Below are 14,541 nucleotides of genomic sequence, written 5' to 3' on the forward strand. Positions count from 1 at the left end.
GGTGTAGACACTGAACTCGTGACTTCTTCCGTGCCGCCCGGCCTCGGCGCCGGCTTCGACAGAGAACTGGGACTGCAGTACCTGGATGTGACTCCGGACGGGGGACGCGCCCAGCTGATCATCACCGACAAGGTCAAGCAGCCGTTCGGCATCGTGCACGGCGGGGTCTACTGCTCCATCGTGGAAAGCCTGGCCAGCGTCTCCGGCCACGCCTGGCTGATGGAGAACGGCGGCGGCACCGTCGTCGGGGTGAACAACAACACCGACTTCCTGCGCGCGATCAAATCCGGTGTGGTGACCGCGGTGTCGACGCCGATCCACCGCGGTCGCCGCCAGCAGCTCTGGCTGATCACCATCAGCGACGAGGACGGTCGCACGGTGGCCCGCGGCCAGGTGCGGTTGCAGAACATCGCGGCGTGACCTCGCCGACAGTCGCCGAGCGCTGCTGACTCGCCCACGGCGTGGCAGGATCGCGCACTATGCGATTGACGCCGCATGAACAAGAGCGGTTACTCATTTCCTATGCTGCCGAACTGGCGCGCCGTCGGCAGGCACGCGGCCTCACGCTGAACCATCCGGAGGCGGTCGCGCTGATCACCGACCACATCCTCGAAGGCGCCCGGGACGGGCGCAGTGTCGCCGAGCTGATGGTGAGTGGGCGAGAGGTGCTGACCCGCGAGCAGGTGATGCCGGGCATCCCGGAGATGCTGCACGACGTCCAGGTCGAGGCGACGTTCCCGGACGGCACCAAACTCGTGACCGTGCACCACCCGATCCCGTGAGGACGTGCCGATGATTCCGGGAGAAGTGGTTTTCGGCGACGGTGAGATCGTGCTCAACGGCGGCGCCCCGGCGGTGACCGTGTCGGTGATCAACACCGGCGACCGGCCGGTGCAGGTAGGCAGCCACGTACACCTGCCGCAGGCCAATTCCGCGCTGGATTTCGACCGGGACGCCGCCCGCGGGTACCGGCTCGACATCCCTGCCGGTACGGCCGTGCGCTTCGAACCCGGCATCGCCCAGCAGGTTTCGCTGGTCCCGCTCGGCGGGGCACGTGAGGTCCACGGGTTGTCCCTGAACCCGCCCGGCAGATTGGATTTGTGATGAGCGCTCCCGCGAAGACTCGACAGGACCGCGCCCGGTGACATCGCTCTCCCGTGACCGCTACGCCGCTCTGTACGGTCCTACCACCGGTGACCGGATCAGGCTGGCCGACACCGATCTGTTCGTCGAGATCACCGAGGATCGCAGCGGCGGGCCGGGATTGGCGGGCGACGAAGCGGTGTTCGGTGGCGGCAAGGTGCTCCGGGAGTCCATGGGGCAGTCCCGGGCGACCCGGGCCGACGGCGCTCCGGACACCGTGATCACCGGTGCGGTGATCATCGACTACTGGGGAATCGTCAAGGCCGATATCGGGATCCGCGACGGCCGCATCGTGGCCATCGGCAAGGCCGGCAATCCCGACATCATGTCCGGCGTGCATCCGGACCTGGTGGTCGGGCCTTCCACCGAGATCATCGCCGGCAACGGGCGCATCGTCACCGCGGGCGCCATCGACTGCCACGTGCACCTGATCTGCCCGCAGATCATGGAGGAGGCGCTCAGCGGCGGCATCACCACCATCATCGCCGGCGGCACCGGCCCCGCCGAGGGCAGCAAGGCCACCACGGTGACACCGGGTTCCTGGCATCTGGCGCGCATGCTGGAAGCTCTGGATTCCTGGCCACTGAACGTGGCGCTGCTGGGCAAGGGAAATACGGTCAGCGCCGAGGCGATGTGGGAGCAGTTACGTGGTGGGGCAGCGGGTTTCAAACTGCACGAAGACTGGGGCACCACCCCGGCGGCGATCGACGCCTGCCTGACGGTCGCCGACGCCGCGGGCGTGCAGGCCAACATCCACACCGACACCCTCAACGAGATGGGGTTCGTGGAGGACACCCTGGCCGCGGTGAAGGGCCGGTCCATCCACGCCTATCACACCGAGGGCGCCGGCGGCGGTCACGCACCCGACATCATCACGGTCGCCGGGGAGCCGAACGTGCTGCCGAGTTCCACCAACCCGACCCGTCCGCACACCGTCAACACCCTCGACGAACACCTCGACATGCTGATGGTGTGCCACCACCTCAACCCGCGCATCCCCGAGGACCTCGCATTCGCCGAGAGCCGGATCCGGCCCTCGACGATCGCCGCCGAGGATCTGCTGCACGACATCGGTGCGATCTCGATGATCGGCAGTGATGCCCAGGCGATGGGGCGCATCGGGGAGGTGGTGCTGCGCACCTGGCAGACCGCGCACGTCATGAAACGCCGGCGCGGTGCGCTACCCGGCGACGGCGCAGCCGACAACAACCGGGCCCGGCGCTACGTCGCGAAGTACACCATCTGCCCCGCGGTGGCGCACGGCCTGGACGGTGAGATCGGTTCGGTGGAAGTGGGCAAGCTCGCCGACCTGGTGCTGTGGGAGCCCGCGTTTTTCGGGGTGCGCCCGCACGCGGTGGTCAAGGGCGGCATGATCGCCTGGGCGGCCATGGGCGACGCCAACGCCTCCATCCCGACTCCGCAGCCGGTGCTACCGCGCCCGATGTTCGGTGCCGCGCCCGCCGCGGCCGCCGCGACGTCGGTGCACTTCGTGGCGCCGGCCGCGATCGAGGACGGATTGGCCCAACGCCTGGATCTGCGCCGAAAGCTGGTGCCGGTCCGCAACGTCCGTCAGATCGGAAAGGCACAGATGCCGCTCAACGATGCGATGCCGCGCATCGAGGTGGATCCGGACACGTTCACCGTGCGGATCGACGGTGACGTGTGGACCGAACGGCCCGCCGCTGAACTGCCGATGGCGCAGCGCTACTTCTTGTTCTGATGGCTGCTCATTCACTGGCCACCCTGCTCACCTTGGCCGACTCCCGGCTACCCACCGGTGGGCACGTGCATTCCGGCGGTGTCGAGGAGGCCATCACCAGCGGGCGGGTCGTCGACGTTCCCACCCTGCGGGCCTACCTGCGCAGGCGCATCCGCAGCCAGGGCCTGGTGACGGCCTCGATCGCCGCGGCGGTGCAAACCGGCAGTCTGGCGGTCGAGGCAGCCGATGCCGAAACCGATGCCCGCACACCGTCACCGGCCGCCCGTGCGGCCTCCCGCGCGCAGGGACGCGGACTGTTGCGGCTGGCGAAGCGGGTATGGCCGGATCACCCATGGAGCGCGCTCGGCGCCAGACCCCATCTCGCGGTGGCCGCCGGTGTGGTCGGGATCGCCGGCGCGGTGGCGCCCGAGCACACCGCGCTCTCGCTGGTCTACACCACCATGACCGGCTCGGCCACTGCGGCGCAACGGCTGCTGGCGCTCGACCCGGCCGATGTCGCGGCGCTCACTTTCGAACTGGCACCGCTGTGCGAGCAGACCGCGGCGGTCGCGGTCAACGAACTCGCCGATCTGTCCGACCCGCTGCTCGACGTCCTGGCCGAACAGCACGCCGCCCGCGAGCGACCACTGTTCGTATCGTGAATTGCCGTCTCCTGAACGAAAGGTCCTGACATGCCACCACATTTCACAGACGGTGAGCCGCACACCCACCACGACCGGCCCAAGCGGGTACGTCAGCCGGGGGAGCCGCTGCGCATCGGTGTGGGCGGGCCGGTCGGTTCGGGCAAGACCGCGTTGGTGGCCGCGCTGTGCCGTCAGTTGCGGGACGACATCTCGCTGGCGGTGCTCACCAACGACATCTACACCACCGAGGACGCCGACTTCCTGCGCCGGCACGCGGTGCTGCCCGACGAACGCATCGCCGCGGTGCAGACCGGTGGGTGTCCGCATACGGCCATCCGCGACGACATCACCGCCAACCTGGACGCCATCGACGATCTGATCGCGGCCAACCCCGGACTCGACCTCATCCTGGTCGAGTCCGGCGGGGACAATCTGACCGCGACGTTCTCCTCGGGTCTGATCGACGTCCAGATCTTCGTGGTCGACGTGGCCGGCGGCGACAAGGTGCCGCGCAAAGGCGGCCCGGGCGTCACCTTCTCGGATCTGTTGGTGATCAACAAGACCGATCTCGCCCCGCTCGTCGGTGCGGACCTCGACGTCATGCGCAGGGACTCCACCGTGGTGCGCGGGGACCGGCCGTTCGTCCTGATCTCGCTGACCGATGACCCCGCCGCCACACCGGTGCTGCAGTGGGTCCGTGAACAACTGCGGGTGCCCAGCCAGGCGAGCGCAGCGACGGGGAATGGGTAACCCCTAGATGCGTTCGGACGTCCTGCTGGTGGCCCGGCCCGGCCGCGGCCCGCACATCGAGTGCGCGGGCGGATTGGCCGTGCGCCGAACGGAGTCCGACACGGTGCATCTGCTCTCCGCGGCGGCCACCCCGCTCGGCGGCGACGTCATCTCGGTGCGGATCATCGTCGAGGCCGGAGCCCGGCTGAGGGTCCGCAGCGCAGCGGCGACCTTGGCGCTCCCGGGCGCGAGCTGCAGGGAATCGCACAGCTGCTGGGCTCTGGAGGTGGACGGCGAACTCGACGTCGATCCGCAGCCCACCGTCGTCGCCGCCGATGCCCGCCACCACACCCACACCCGGATCCAGGTAGGGGAGTCCGGCACCGCGCGGATACGCGAAAGCGCGCAGATCGGCAGAACCGGTGAGCACCAAGGCTTCTGGACCTCGGCACTGCACGCCGACGTCGCAGGCAGACCGTTGTTGCGGCACCGGGTCGAGCTGGGTACCGGATCGGTCGCCGACGACGAACTGGGCACACCGATGGCATGCGTCAGTGAACTGCGGTACCCCGAAACCACTTTCGCCGGGGCCGGAACCCTGCTCGAACTGGCCGGCGGCGGCAGTCTGTCGACCTGGCAGGGACAGCGATTGGGCGGCTAACTCGCCGCCTTCTCGCCTTCCTGCGCCGCCGCCGCGATCTCCTGGAGTTCCTCGATCCTGGTCCGGGCGTACGCCTGCTGCTCGGTGATGGTGAGCTGACCGCGCTGACGGCTCAGGAACGTCACCGCCCACGACAGCAGCGTGGCGATCTTCGTCTTGAATCCGACCAGATAGATCAGGTGCAGCCCCAGCCAGGCCAGCCAGGCGATGAAGCCGCCGAACTCCAGCTTGCCCACCTTGGCGACCGCGTTCCACTTGGACACGGTGGCCATCGAGCCCTTGTCGAAGTACTTGAACGGGACCCGCGGCTTGGGCTTGGTGCCGTGCGCACGGGCGGCCGCCTCGTTCTTGACGATCGCGGCGACGTACTTGCCGCCCTGGATGGCGCCCTGCGCCATGCCCGGCACACCTTCGACGAAGGCCATGTCGCCGACCACGAAGACGTTCGAATGACCGGGGATCGACAGGTCGGGGTTGACGATGACGCGACCCGCCCGGTCGATCTGGGTCTCCGACTGGGCGGCCAGGTCCTTGCCCAGCGGGCTGGCCTGCACACCGGCCGACCACACCTTGCAGGCCGACTCGATACGGCGCAGGCTGCCGTCCTTGTCCTTGACGGTGATGCCGTTGCGGTCGACGTCGGTGACCATGGCGTTCAGCTGGATCTCCACGCCCATCTTCTCCAGCCGCTCCTGGGCCTTGCGGCCGAGCTTCTCGCCCATCGGCGGCAGAACCGCGGGGGCGGCGTCGAGCAGGATGACGTGCGCCTCGGTCGGGTCGATGTGCCGGAAGCTGCCCTTGAGGGTCTGGTCGGACAGTTCCTGGATCTGGCCGGCCATCTCGACACCGGTGGGGCCGGCGCCGACGACGACGAAGGTCAGCAGCTTCTTGCGGCGCACGGGATCGCTGGAGCGCTCGGCCTGCTCGAACGCGCCGAGGATGCGGCCACGCAGTTCCAGGGCGTCGTCGATGGTCTTCATGCCCGGCGCCCACTCCGCGAAGTGGTCGTTGCCGAAGTAGGACTGACCGGCACCGGCGGCCAGGATCAACGTGTCGTACGGGGTGCTGTAGGTGTGCCCCAGCAGGATCGAGTCGACCGTCTGGTTTTCCAGGTCGATGTGGGTGACGTCGCCCAGCAGCACCTGCGCGTTGCGTTGCTTGCGCAGGATCAGCCGGGTCGGCGGCGCGATCTCACCCTCGGAGATGATGCCGGTGGCCACTTGGTAGAGCAGTGGCTGGAACAGGTGATGGGTGGTGCGGGCGATCAACTTGATGTCGACATCGGCACGCTTGAGCGCCTGTGCGGCGTTCAGGCCACCGAAACCCGAACCGATGATGACTACCTTGTGCCGATCCGATGCCGTAGCTCCGGGGTGGCTCATTTCTGCTCCTAGCGAGGGCCAGCAATAACTTTGTTAATACAACCCTAGGGTAGTCGGTGGCCATCCCACCAGCGCAGTGAGATGGCGCACCGAACCCGAAAGCACTCCTGGGCCGGGGGTTACCCCGAGATCACCGGTTTCAACGCCTCCGCCACCGCGGTGACCCCGCCGGGCACGTACCCGCCGATGGTCACCGGACTGAGTATCACGCCGTCGACGCCGACGTCGTAGACCCTCTCCTTGAGCTGTTCGGCGACCTGGTCGGGAGTGCCGAACACGGCCTGCTGCTTGAAGTCCTCGGGAATCATGTCCGCGGTGAACTGCTCACCGATCATCGCCACCACCAGCATGCTGGTCTCCAGCGTCGCGGGGTCGCGGTCGATCTCCTCGCAGCTCCGGCGCACCACCTCGAGTTTGCGGGGCAGCTCGTCGAACCCGGCGATGATGTTGAGGTGGTCGAAGTGCCGCGCGGCCAGTGGAATGGTCTTCTTCTCGCCGCTGCCGCCGATCATCAACGGAACATGTTCGCGGAAGCGGGGATTGGCGAAGGCCTCGCGGGTGCGGTAATAGGCGCCGTCCACGGTGACACGTTCACCCTTGAGCATCGGCACGATGATCTGCAGGGCCTCGTCGAGCTTCTTGAACCGCTCGGTGAAGGTGCCGAATTCGAAGCCGAGGCTGTCGTGTTCGAGTTCGAACCAGCCGGTGCCGATGCCCAGGATCGCGCGGCCTTGGCTGATCACATCGAGGGTGGTGATGGATTTCGCCAACACGGTGGGGTTCCGGTAGGTGTTGCCGGTGACGAGCGTGCCCAGCTGGACCCGCTCGGTGGCGGCGGCCAGTGCACCGAGCGCGGTGTAGGCCTCCAGCATGGGTTCTTCGGGCGCGCCGAGACCGGGCAGTTGGTAGAAGTGGTCCATCAGGAACACCGAATCGAAGCCGGCGCGTTCGGCTTCCTGCGCCTGCGCGATCACGGTCGGGAAGAGGTCGGCGACGCCGGTGCCGTAGGAGAAGTTCGGGATCTGGAGTCCGAGTTTGATCACGGTTTCACGAAACCACAATCGGGTGCCGCGCCGACCCCGTTTCAGCTCGGGGCGAACGATGGAATATCTCAGCCGAAGCTGGCGAGCGCACCCTGGCTGACGTGCAGCGTCTCACCGGTGATGTGCCGGGCGGCCGGCGTGGTGAGAAACAGTGCGAGACGGGTGATTTCGTCGGCGGTGGAGGCAGGTCCGCGGTCGAGGCCGTCGTACCCGGAATCGGCGCTGCGGCCTGCCGCGACGAGGTTGATGGTGATGCCGCGGATGCCGAAGTGGGCGGCCTGCCCGGCGGTCCAGCTGGCCAGTGCGGCCTTGATGGCGGCCTCGGCGCTGCCCTCGACGGGATTGGTCGGCACGACGTTGATGATCGACCCGCCCGAGCTCAGCTGGTCGCCGAGAACCGAGGTCGTCAGCACCGCCGCCAGCACGGTGGTGTCGAGTGCGTGCCGCCACGCCGCGGCCCGGTCGGCCAACGTGTGGGTGCGCGGATCGCCGGCGTCCCAGCGCGGAGCCGGCACGTTGACGATGCCGTCGAGGTGCTGTGGGAACGCACTGCGTGCCGTGTCGAGGCCGGCGGTGTCGTTGGTGTCGAAGACCACGTGTTGGACATCGAGTTCCTTGGCGGCCACTTCGAGCTCGGCGCGCTGGGACCCAGCGATCACCACGTTGTGGCCCGCGTCCCGGAAACCCCGCGCGATGACGCGGCCGAGTTCGGTATCGCCACCGGTGACGAGCATCTCCATGGAACCTCCTTGGTCGACGCTGAAGCCAGCGCGTTGCGATTATGTTACTGGACGGTAGCTACGTGGGGGAAATTCGACGCGCCTGAACGGCCGACCCGTCGCGGCTGTCCTCGTAACGTCTGGAACGCCCGCAGCGACGTGCAGGGCAGACCCCACCGGCGGTCTGCGCGGCACACCCGAACGCCACCGGTGGGCCGCGTCGTGGGCGCCGGAATCCAGCAATCGCGTTCACAGCGAACTGCGTTGCCTTTTGCGTTGCCCAGCAACGTCTTCAAAGTGCACTTTAAGAGCAACTCACACTTGCGTCACGGCTGTAACACGGTATTTTCTTCCCCATGGATCAGTCGGACGTGAATGACTCACACCGCAGGCGACTCTCGACGAGGCTTGCGGCGGTAGCGGCGGCTGCCGCGGTTGCCTCCGGGGCGGCCCTGACGATGCCGGTCGCGGTGTCGAATGCCGAACCGGTGCCCCCGGCGCCCGCGCCCGTCGAGCCGGCCCCGCCCGCTCCGGTGCCTCCGGGTGAGCCCGTCCCGCCGGCTCCGCCTGTCGAACCCGCGCCGCCGGCCGCGCCGTTGCCGCCAGGTGTTCCGCCGCCACCGCCCGCGGACCCGAACGCGCCGCCGCCGGACCCCAACGCACCGCCGGTCGATCCGAACGCCCCCGCCGAACCGCCGGCACCCGAGCCGGAGCCCGGCCGGGTCAACAACGCCCCCGGTGGGTTCAGCTATCTGCTGCCCGAGGGATGGAAGGTCGCCGACGCCACCCAGCTGTCCTACGGTCAGGCACTGCTGACCAAGATCCCGCCGCCCGGTACCGAACAGTCGCCCAACGACACCAGCGTGCTGCTGGGCCGTCTGGACCTCAAGTTGTTCGCCGGATCCGAGGCCGACAACGCCAAGGCCGCGGCTCGGCTGGCATCCGACATGGGCGAGTTCTTCATGCCCTTCCCGGGGACCCGGATCGGCCAGCAGACCACCCCGCTGACCGCCGGTGATCTCACCGGGTCCGCCTCCTACTACGAGGTGAAGTTCACCGACACCAACAAGCCGACCGGCCAGATCTGGGCCGGTGTGGTCGGTGCGCCGACCGCCGGTACGCAGCGGGGCAACCGGGCGCCGGAACGCTGGTTCGTGGTGTGGCTCGGTACCGCCAACAACCCGGTCGACCGGGACGCCGCCGCGGCGTTGGCCCAGTCGATCCGGCCGTGGACCCCGCCGGCGGCCCCGCCCCCGCCGCCGCCGGCCGATCCGAACACACCTCCGGACCCGAACGCGCCGCCGCCGGATCCGAATGCGCCTCCTGCGCGGCCCGGTGTCGGGGTGCCGGTGCCGGTCGACCCGAACACCGCGCCCGGAATGCTGCCGGCCTAACCCTGCGGCGTTGAACGATCGTGCCCGTTTGGCGGGCACGATCGTTACCGGGCCCGGGTAAACCGGAAGGTAGCCCGGCATCGGGGCCGGGTGTCGCCCGACAAGGGTTTACACAGGCAGGAGTTCGCTCATGGACATGATGGCCGCAACGGAGTTTCTTGCTCGCTCGACCACCCAGACGAGCGTCGGCTGGATCGGCTACATCATCATCGGTGCCATTGCCGGCTGGATCGCCGGAAAGATCGTCAAGGGCAGCGGTTCGGGCATCCTGATGAACATCGTCATCGGCATCGTCGGCGCCCTCATCGGTGGTTTTCTGCTCAGCTTCTTCGTCGACACCGCGGGCGGCGGCTGGTGGTTCACGCTGTTCACCGCGGTCCTGGGCTCGGTCATCCTGCTGTGGATCGTCGGGCTGGTGACGAAGAGGACCTAGCCCCGGCAGGAGCGCTGGCCCCGCCGAATCGGTCTGTCGCGGTCAGGTGGAAACGTGCCAGACCAGGGCGGCGGCCAGCGCGCCCATGCCGTTGAGCGACCAGTGCAGGGCAATGGGCGCGATCAGGCTGCCACTGCGCCGGCGCAGCCAGGTGAAGACGAAACCGGCGGCGGCGGTCGCGATGACCGCGCCCACCACACCGGCGACCATGCCGAACACCCCGCCGCCGAGGATGCGGGAGAAACCGACGTTGCCACTGGTCAGGCCGAACGAGCTGGCGATGTGCCAGAGGCCGAACAGCAGCGATCCGGCGGCCGCGACACCGCGGAAACCCCACGCGCGATCGAGGGTGCCGTGCAGGACGCCGCGGAACGCGAGTTCCTCGGGAATCACGGTCTGCAGCGGGATGATCACCATCGAGGCGATCAGCGCCCCGGACAGCGTGGCGTAGTGGTCGTTCATGAACATCGGACGTGTCCACGGCAGTAAGGCGCCGACGGCGATGACCACCAGCACCAGGCCGACGACGGCGGCGGCATACCCGGCGCCCGAGCGCCAGTGCTCGCGGCCCAGACCCAGTTCCGCCCAGCCCAGCCCGCGGGAGCGCACCAGCGCCACCAGGCCGACCGCGGCGGCGGGCACGATCACGACATTGGCCCACGGCGTGGTGAAATGCGCCACCAGGTTGGTGAGGGCGAGCACCACGACGACCACGGCCACGTCGACGTAGATCCGGAAATGATGCAGCGCAGAAAGCTGCCCCACCAGCGGGTGGGCAGGAAGTTCGATCGGTGAGACCACCGCGCCGGCATCAGACATCGCCTGCAATTGTACGTGCCGTGGTTGTCTACCTAAGTTAGCGAACTGACGCGATAGGGTGTCCAGCGTGCTGAGGAAGACGCCGTGACGGCCGCGCAGCCCCTCCTGGAGGGCGTTCGGGTTCTCGACCTCGCCGGCGAGGCCGCCGCGGGCATCACCAGACTGCTGGCCGACCTCGGTGCCGACGTGCTCAAGATCGAGCTGCCCGGCCAGCGGGCAGACCGCAACGCCGCCCCGCTCGTCGGCGGCACGAGCGTGCCCTTCGCCCTCGGCAATGCCAACAAACGCATCACCACCCTCGATCCGGGGGTCGACGCCGACCGGCAGCGCTTCGACGAACTGGCCGCCGACGCGGACATCGTCGTCGACGACGGCGTGCTGACCAATGCCTTCGGCACCTCCTGTGCAGAGCTGGCCGACCGGCACCCCGAACTGGTGGCGATGTCGGTCACCGACTTCGGGACCGACGGGCCGTACCGGTCCTGGCAGGGCACCGATGCGGTGTTCTACGCGATGTCCACCGCACTGTCGCGGTCCGGCCCGGCAACCGGGACCCCGGTCCTGCCGCCGACGGGCATCGCGACCGCGACCGCCGCGGCACAGGCGGCGTGGGCGGTGCTGGCCGCCTACTACCACCAGCTCCGGCACGGAAGTGGCGACTACATCGACTTCTCCCGCTTCGAGGCCGTGGTGCAGGCGCTCGACCCGCCGTTCGGTTCGCAGGGCCAGGCGGCGTCCGGGCTCAAACGTTCCGGCGGCTGGCGCGGACGTCCCCGCAACCAGCAGATCTATCCCACGTTCAGTTGCCGCGACGGCTTCGTGCGCATCTGCCTGCTCTCGGCACGTCAGTGGCGCGGGATGCGGGCCTGGCTCGGTGAACCCGAGGAGTTTGCCGGTCCCGAATTCGATTCCATCGCAGCACGATTCGCCGCATCCAAGCAACTGAACGCAGCCATCGGGGAACTGTTCGCCGACCGGACGATGGCGGATCTGGTGGAGCAGGGACAGTCCCGCGGCGTGCCGATCGCCGCGGTGCAGACCCCGGCCGAGGCGCTGGCCTCCGAACACTTCCGCGCCGTCGGCGCGCTGGCGCCCATGCCGACCGCCGGAGGGGACACCGTCACCGTTCCGGTCGGGCCGTTCGTCGTCGACGGCATCCACCGCGGCCTCATTGCACCTGCCCGGGAGGATGCCGCACCACAATGGCGAGGCGAGCGGAACACACCGGGCCGACCCCGCAAGAACGGGCAACGGCCGTTCGAGGGATTGCGGATCCTGGATCTGGGCGTGATCGTGGCCGGCGGGGAACTCGGCCGGCTGTTCGCCGATCTGGGCGCCCGGGTGGTCAAGGTCGAGAGCGCGGCCTACCCGGACGGATTGCGCCAGACCGCGCCCGGGCAGGCCATGAGCGCGTCCTGGGCGCTCACGCACCGCAACGAACTCAGCTTCGGAGTGGACCTGCGCAACCCGGACGGCGCGCAGATCTTCAAGTCGCTGGTCGGCCGCGCCGACGCGGTGTTCGCCAACTTCAAGCCGGGAACGCTTGCTGCGCTGGGGTTCTCCTACGAGGCGCTGCAGAAGCTGAATCCCACCGTGGTACTGGCCGAAAGCAGCGCCTTCGGTGCCACCGGCCCGTGGAGCGCCCGGATGGGTTACGGCCCGCTGGTGCGCGCCAGCACCGGTGTGACGCGGCTCTGGCGCGGCTTGGGAGCCGACAAGGACAAATTCTTTGATGCCACCACCGTCTTCCCCGACCATGTGGCGGCGCGGATCACCGCGATCGGCGCGCTGGCGGCCCTGATCCATCGGGAGCGCACCGCAACCGGTGCGCACGTGCACATCTCGCAGGCCGAGGTGGCGGTCAACCAGCTTGCGGTGGAGTACGTCGCCGAGGCGGCCGCGCAGGCGGGCCTGCCGATCACCGGGGACCCCGCGGTCCACGCGGTCTGCCCGTGTGCCGGTGACGACGAATGGTGCGTCATCTCGGTGCGCAACCAGACGGACCGGGACGCCCTGGCCGGCCTGATCGGCATCGACCTGCCCGAGGGAGCCGGCGCATTGACGGCCATTCTCGGCGCGTACACCAGCAGCCGGGACAAACACGAGGTCACCGAGGAACTGCAGAAGGCCGGCATCGCGGCCGGACCGATGAACCGGCCGGCCGATGTACTCGACGACGTCCAGTTGCAGTTCCGTTCGCTCTACAGCGATCTGGAGCACCCGTTGTTCGAGGAGCCGATGCCGAGCGAGACCGGGCCCGCGCCGTACCGGCGGATTCCGCGCAGCGAACTGCGTCCGGCGCCGACGGCCGGGCAGGACACCCGCGACATCGCGCACCGGGCCCTGGGCCTGGACCACACCGAGATCGACCGCCTCGTCGCCGACGGTGTTTTATTCGAGAACAGCGTGCTGATCGACAGCACCAGCGACCAGAGGACCACACCGTGACCACCGCATCCGTCTTCATCGCCGGACAGTTCCGTACCGCATCCGAGTCCACCCCCGTCATCGAGGCGGCCACCGAGGAACAGCTCGGATTCGGTTCCGCCGCAACCGAAGCAGAGATCGACGACGCTGTTGCCGCGGCGCGCTCGGCCCTGCCGGGCTGGTCTTCGGCCCCGGCGCAGGAGCGGGCGGCGGTGCTGCGACTGTTCGCCGACGCGCTGCAGAAACGCGCCGCCGGCACCTTCGAGCTGTGCTCGCGGGAGAACGGGATGCCCATCCGGCTGTCCAAGGGCGCCAACGGCATGTTCCCCGCGGTCCTGCTGCGCTACTACGCCGACCTGATCGAGCGCGCCGCCGACGAGGAGACGCGCCCCGCCGCGATCGGGCACACCATCGTGCGCCGGGAAGCCGTCGGCGTCGTCGCCGCCATCACCCCGTGGAACTACCCGCAGGCGCTGGCCATCATGAAGATCGCCCCGGCGCTCGCCGCCGGAGCCACCATGGTGCTCAAGGCCGCACCCGAAACCGCCTTGGACGCACTGGTGTTCGCCGAAGCGGCCGAGGAGGCCGGGCTGCCCGCCGGTGTGCTCAACATCGTCGCCGGCGGCCCGACCGCCGGTGCGCATCTGGTGTCACACCCCGGAGTGGACAAGGTGGCCTTCACCGGGTCCACCGCCGCCGGACGCATCATCGCCGAGGCCTGCGGCCGGCTGCTGCGCCCGGTCACCCTGGAACTCGGTGGGAAGTCCGCGGCGATCATCCTCGAGGACGCGGATCTCGACGCCACCGTCAAGGGACTGCGGTCGGCCTCATTCGTCAACAACGGGCAGACCTGCCACCTGAGTTCGCGGATCCTGGCCCCGCGCTCACGGTATGCCGAGGTCGTCGACGCGGTGGCCGCGCTGGCCGACGGCCTGGTGGTGGGTGACCCGCTGCAGAAGTCCACCGACATCGGCCCACTGGTCAGCCGGCGCCAGCAGCAGCGGGTGCTCGAGTACATCGACATCGGTAGGACCGAGGCCAAACTCGTTGCGGGCGGCTCTATTCCGGCAGATCAACCGCGCGGCTGGTTCGTGTCTCCGACGGTGTTCGCCGATGTGGACAATTCGGCACGCATCGCCCAGGAGGAGATCTTCGGACCGGTGCTCACGGTGATCCCGTACGGCACCGACCAGGAGGCCATCGATATCGCCAACGACAGTGAGTTCGGGCTCGGCGGGACGGTGTGGTCACCGGATGTCGAGCGCGCCACCGATATCGCCCGGGCGGTGCGCACCGGGACCATCGGCGTCAACGAGTACCAACTCGACGTCAACGCCCCGTTCGGTGGCGTGAAGTCCAGCGGACTGGGCCGTGAACTTGGCCCCGAGGGCCTGGCTGCCTACCAGGTGCTCAAATCCATCTACCGCGTCGGGCCGGCCTGAGCCCAG

General features: G+C 68.7%; 15 protein-coding genes. 11 read left to right on the plus strand and 4 right to left on the minus strand.

The window, feature by feature from the left end:
* The first annotated feature begins 18 nt into the window (after positions 1 to 18).
* Genes V4U86_RS11925 through V4U86_RS11955 form a run of 7 tightly spaced genes read left to right on the plus strand, consistent with a single transcriptional unit; the run spans position 19 to position 4,876 of the window.
* Entirely contained in the window at positions 19 to 420 is a 402-nt protein-coding gene (locus V4U86_RS11925; protein WP_395311405.1) for a PaaI family thioesterase, read from the plus strand.
* A gap of 59 nt (positions 421 to 479) precedes the next feature.
* The gene (locus tag V4U86_RS11930) at positions 480 to 782 is read left to right on the plus strand and encodes an urease subunit gamma (protein ID WP_395311406.1); all 303 of its coding nucleotides are present in this window, start codon (positions 480 to 482) and stop codon (positions 780 to 782) included.
* A gap of 10 nt (positions 783 to 792) precedes the next feature.
* Complete coding sequence (locus tag V4U86_RS11935; RefSeq protein ID WP_395311407.1) at positions 793 to 1,104, plus strand: urease subunit beta; 312 nt, start codon at positions 793 to 795, stop codon at positions 1,102 to 1,104.
* A gap of 37 nt (positions 1,105 to 1,141) precedes the next feature.
* Positions 1,142 to 2,863, plus strand: a complete 1,722-nt coding sequence (locus V4U86_RS11940) for an urease subunit alpha (protein WP_395311408.1) — start codon at positions 1,142 to 1,144, stop codon at positions 2,861 to 2,863.
* Positions 2,863 to 3,504, plus strand: a complete 642-nt coding sequence (locus tag V4U86_RS11945) for an urease accessory protein UreF (protein WP_395311409.1) — start codon at positions 2,863 to 2,865, stop codon at positions 3,502 to 3,504. The genes V4U86_RS11940 and V4U86_RS11945 overlap by 1 nt, the downstream gene beginning before the upstream one ends.
* 30 nt (positions 3,505 to 3,534) lie before the next feature.
* On the plus strand, positions 3,535 to 4,236 hold the full coding sequence (ureG, locus tag V4U86_RS11950; RefSeq protein WP_395311410.1) for an urease accessory protein UreG: 702 nt from the start codon (positions 3,535 to 3,537) through the stop codon (positions 4,234 to 4,236).
* Positions 4,237 to 4,243: 7 nt separating this feature from the next.
* Positions 4,244 to 4,876: an urease accessory protein UreD gene (locus V4U86_RS11955; protein ID WP_395311411.1), complete on the plus strand. Its 633-nt coding sequence runs from the start codon at positions 4,244 to 4,246 to the stop codon at positions 4,874 to 4,876.
* Here the strand turns inward: V4U86_RS11955 and V4U86_RS11960 are convergent.
* The 3 genes from V4U86_RS11960 to V4U86_RS11970 all read right to left on the minus strand — a co-directional run bounded on the left by V4U86_RS11960 (position 4,873) and on the right by V4U86_RS11970 (position 8,041).
* Entirely contained in the window at positions 4,873 to 6,258 is a 1,386-nt protein-coding gene (locus tag V4U86_RS11960) for an NAD(P)/FAD-dependent oxidoreductase (RefSeq protein ID WP_395311412.1), read from the minus strand. The genes V4U86_RS11955 and V4U86_RS11960 overlap by 4 nt on opposite strands.
* Before the next feature lie 119 nt (positions 6,259 to 6,377).
* Positions 6,378 to 7,301 carry an LLM class F420-dependent oxidoreductase gene (locus V4U86_RS11965; protein ID WP_395311413.1) on the minus strand — a complete coding sequence of 308 codons (924 nt, stop codon included), beginning with the start codon at positions 7,299 to 7,301 and terminating at the stop codon, positions 6,378 to 6,380.
* A gap of 68 nt (positions 7,302 to 7,369) precedes the next feature.
* Positions 7,370 to 8,041, minus strand: a complete 672-nt coding sequence (locus V4U86_RS11970) for an SDR family oxidoreductase (protein WP_395311414.1) — start codon at positions 8,039 to 8,041, stop codon at positions 7,370 to 7,372.
* A 335-nt stretch (positions 8,042 to 8,376) separates the two neighbouring features.
* On the opposite strand from V4U86_RS11970, the gene V4U86_RS11975 reads away from it, so the two are divergent.
* Together V4U86_RS11975 and V4U86_RS11980 are read left to right on the plus strand one after the other, a co-directional pair.
* Complete coding sequence (locus tag V4U86_RS11975; protein WP_395311415.1) at positions 8,377 to 9,414, plus strand: APA family fibronectin-binding glycoprotein; 1,038 nt, start codon at positions 8,377 to 8,379, stop codon at positions 9,412 to 9,414.
* 130 nt (positions 9,415 to 9,544) lie between these two features.
* Positions 9,545 to 9,847 carry a GlsB/YeaQ/YmgE family stress response membrane protein gene (locus tag V4U86_RS11980; RefSeq protein ID WP_395311416.1) on the plus strand — a complete coding sequence of 101 codons (303 nt, stop codon included), beginning with the start codon at positions 9,545 to 9,547 and terminating at the stop codon, positions 9,845 to 9,847.
* A 42-nt stretch (positions 9,848 to 9,889) separates the two neighbouring features.
* Here V4U86_RS11980 and V4U86_RS11985 read toward each other — a convergent pair whose 3' ends face one another.
* Complete coding sequence (locus V4U86_RS11985; RefSeq protein WP_395311417.1) at positions 9,890 to 10,666, minus strand: CPBP family intramembrane glutamic endopeptidase; 777 nt, start codon at positions 10,664 to 10,666, stop codon at positions 9,890 to 9,892.
* A gap of 84 nt (positions 10,667 to 10,750) precedes the next feature.
* On the opposite strand from V4U86_RS11985, the gene V4U86_RS11990 reads away from it, so the two are divergent.
* Both V4U86_RS11990 and V4U86_RS11995 read left to right on the plus strand, forming a co-directional pair.
* Positions 10,751 to 13,114: a CaiB/BaiF CoA-transferase family protein gene (locus V4U86_RS11990; protein ID WP_395311418.1), complete on the plus strand. Its 2,364-nt coding sequence runs from the start codon at positions 10,751 to 10,753 to the stop codon at positions 13,112 to 13,114.
* Positions 13,111 to 14,535, plus strand: a complete 1,425-nt coding sequence (locus tag V4U86_RS11995; protein ID WP_395311419.1) for an aldehyde dehydrogenase — start codon at positions 13,111 to 13,113, stop codon at positions 14,533 to 14,535. Before V4U86_RS11990 ends, V4U86_RS11995 begins: the two co-directional genes overlap by 4 nt.
* Positions 14,536 to 14,541: the final 6 nt, after the last annotated feature.

The sequence above is a fragment of the Mycobacterium sp. AMU20-3851 genome (assembly GCF_043974665.1).
Taxonomy (GTDB): domain Bacteria; phylum Actinomycetota; class Actinomycetes; order Mycobacteriales; family Mycobacteriaceae; genus Mycobacterium.

Coding starts and splice junctions, on each gene's coding strand:
- V4U86_RS11980 (WP_395311416.1), top strand. CDS start 9,545: ATGGACATGATGGCCGCAACGGAGTTTCTTGCTCGCTCGACCACCCAG.
- V4U86_RS11930 (WP_395311406.1), top strand. CDS start 480: ATGCGATTGACGCCGCATGAACAAGAGCGGTTACTCATTTCCTATGCT.
- V4U86_RS11960 (WP_395311412.1), bottom strand. CDS start 6,258: ATGAGCCACCCCGGAGCTACGGCATCGGATCGGCACAAGGTAGTCATC.
- V4U86_RS11945 (WP_395311409.1), top strand. CDS start 2,863: ATGGCTGCTCATTCACTGGCCACCCTGCTCACCTTGGCCGACTCCCGG.
- ureG (WP_395311410.1), top strand. CDS start 3,535: ATGCCACCACATTTCACAGACGGTGAGCCGCACACCCACCACGACCGG.
- V4U86_RS11975 (WP_395311415.1), top strand. CDS start 8,377: ATGGATCAGTCGGACGTGAATGACTCACACCGCAGGCGACTCTCGACG.
- V4U86_RS11985 (WP_395311417.1), bottom strand. CDS start 10,666: ATGTCTGATGCCGGCGCGGTGGTCTCACCGATCGAACTTCCTGCCCAC.
- V4U86_RS11955 (WP_395311411.1), top strand. CDS start 4,244: ATGCGTTCGGACGTCCTGCTGGTGGCCCGGCCCGGCCGCGGCCCGCAC.
- V4U86_RS11935 (WP_395311407.1), top strand. CDS start 793: ATGATTCCGGGAGAAGTGGTTTTCGGCGACGGTGAGATCGTGCTCAAC.
- V4U86_RS11970 (WP_395311414.1), bottom strand. CDS start 8,041: ATGGAGATGCTCGTCACCGGTGGCGATACCGAACTCGGCCGCGTCATC.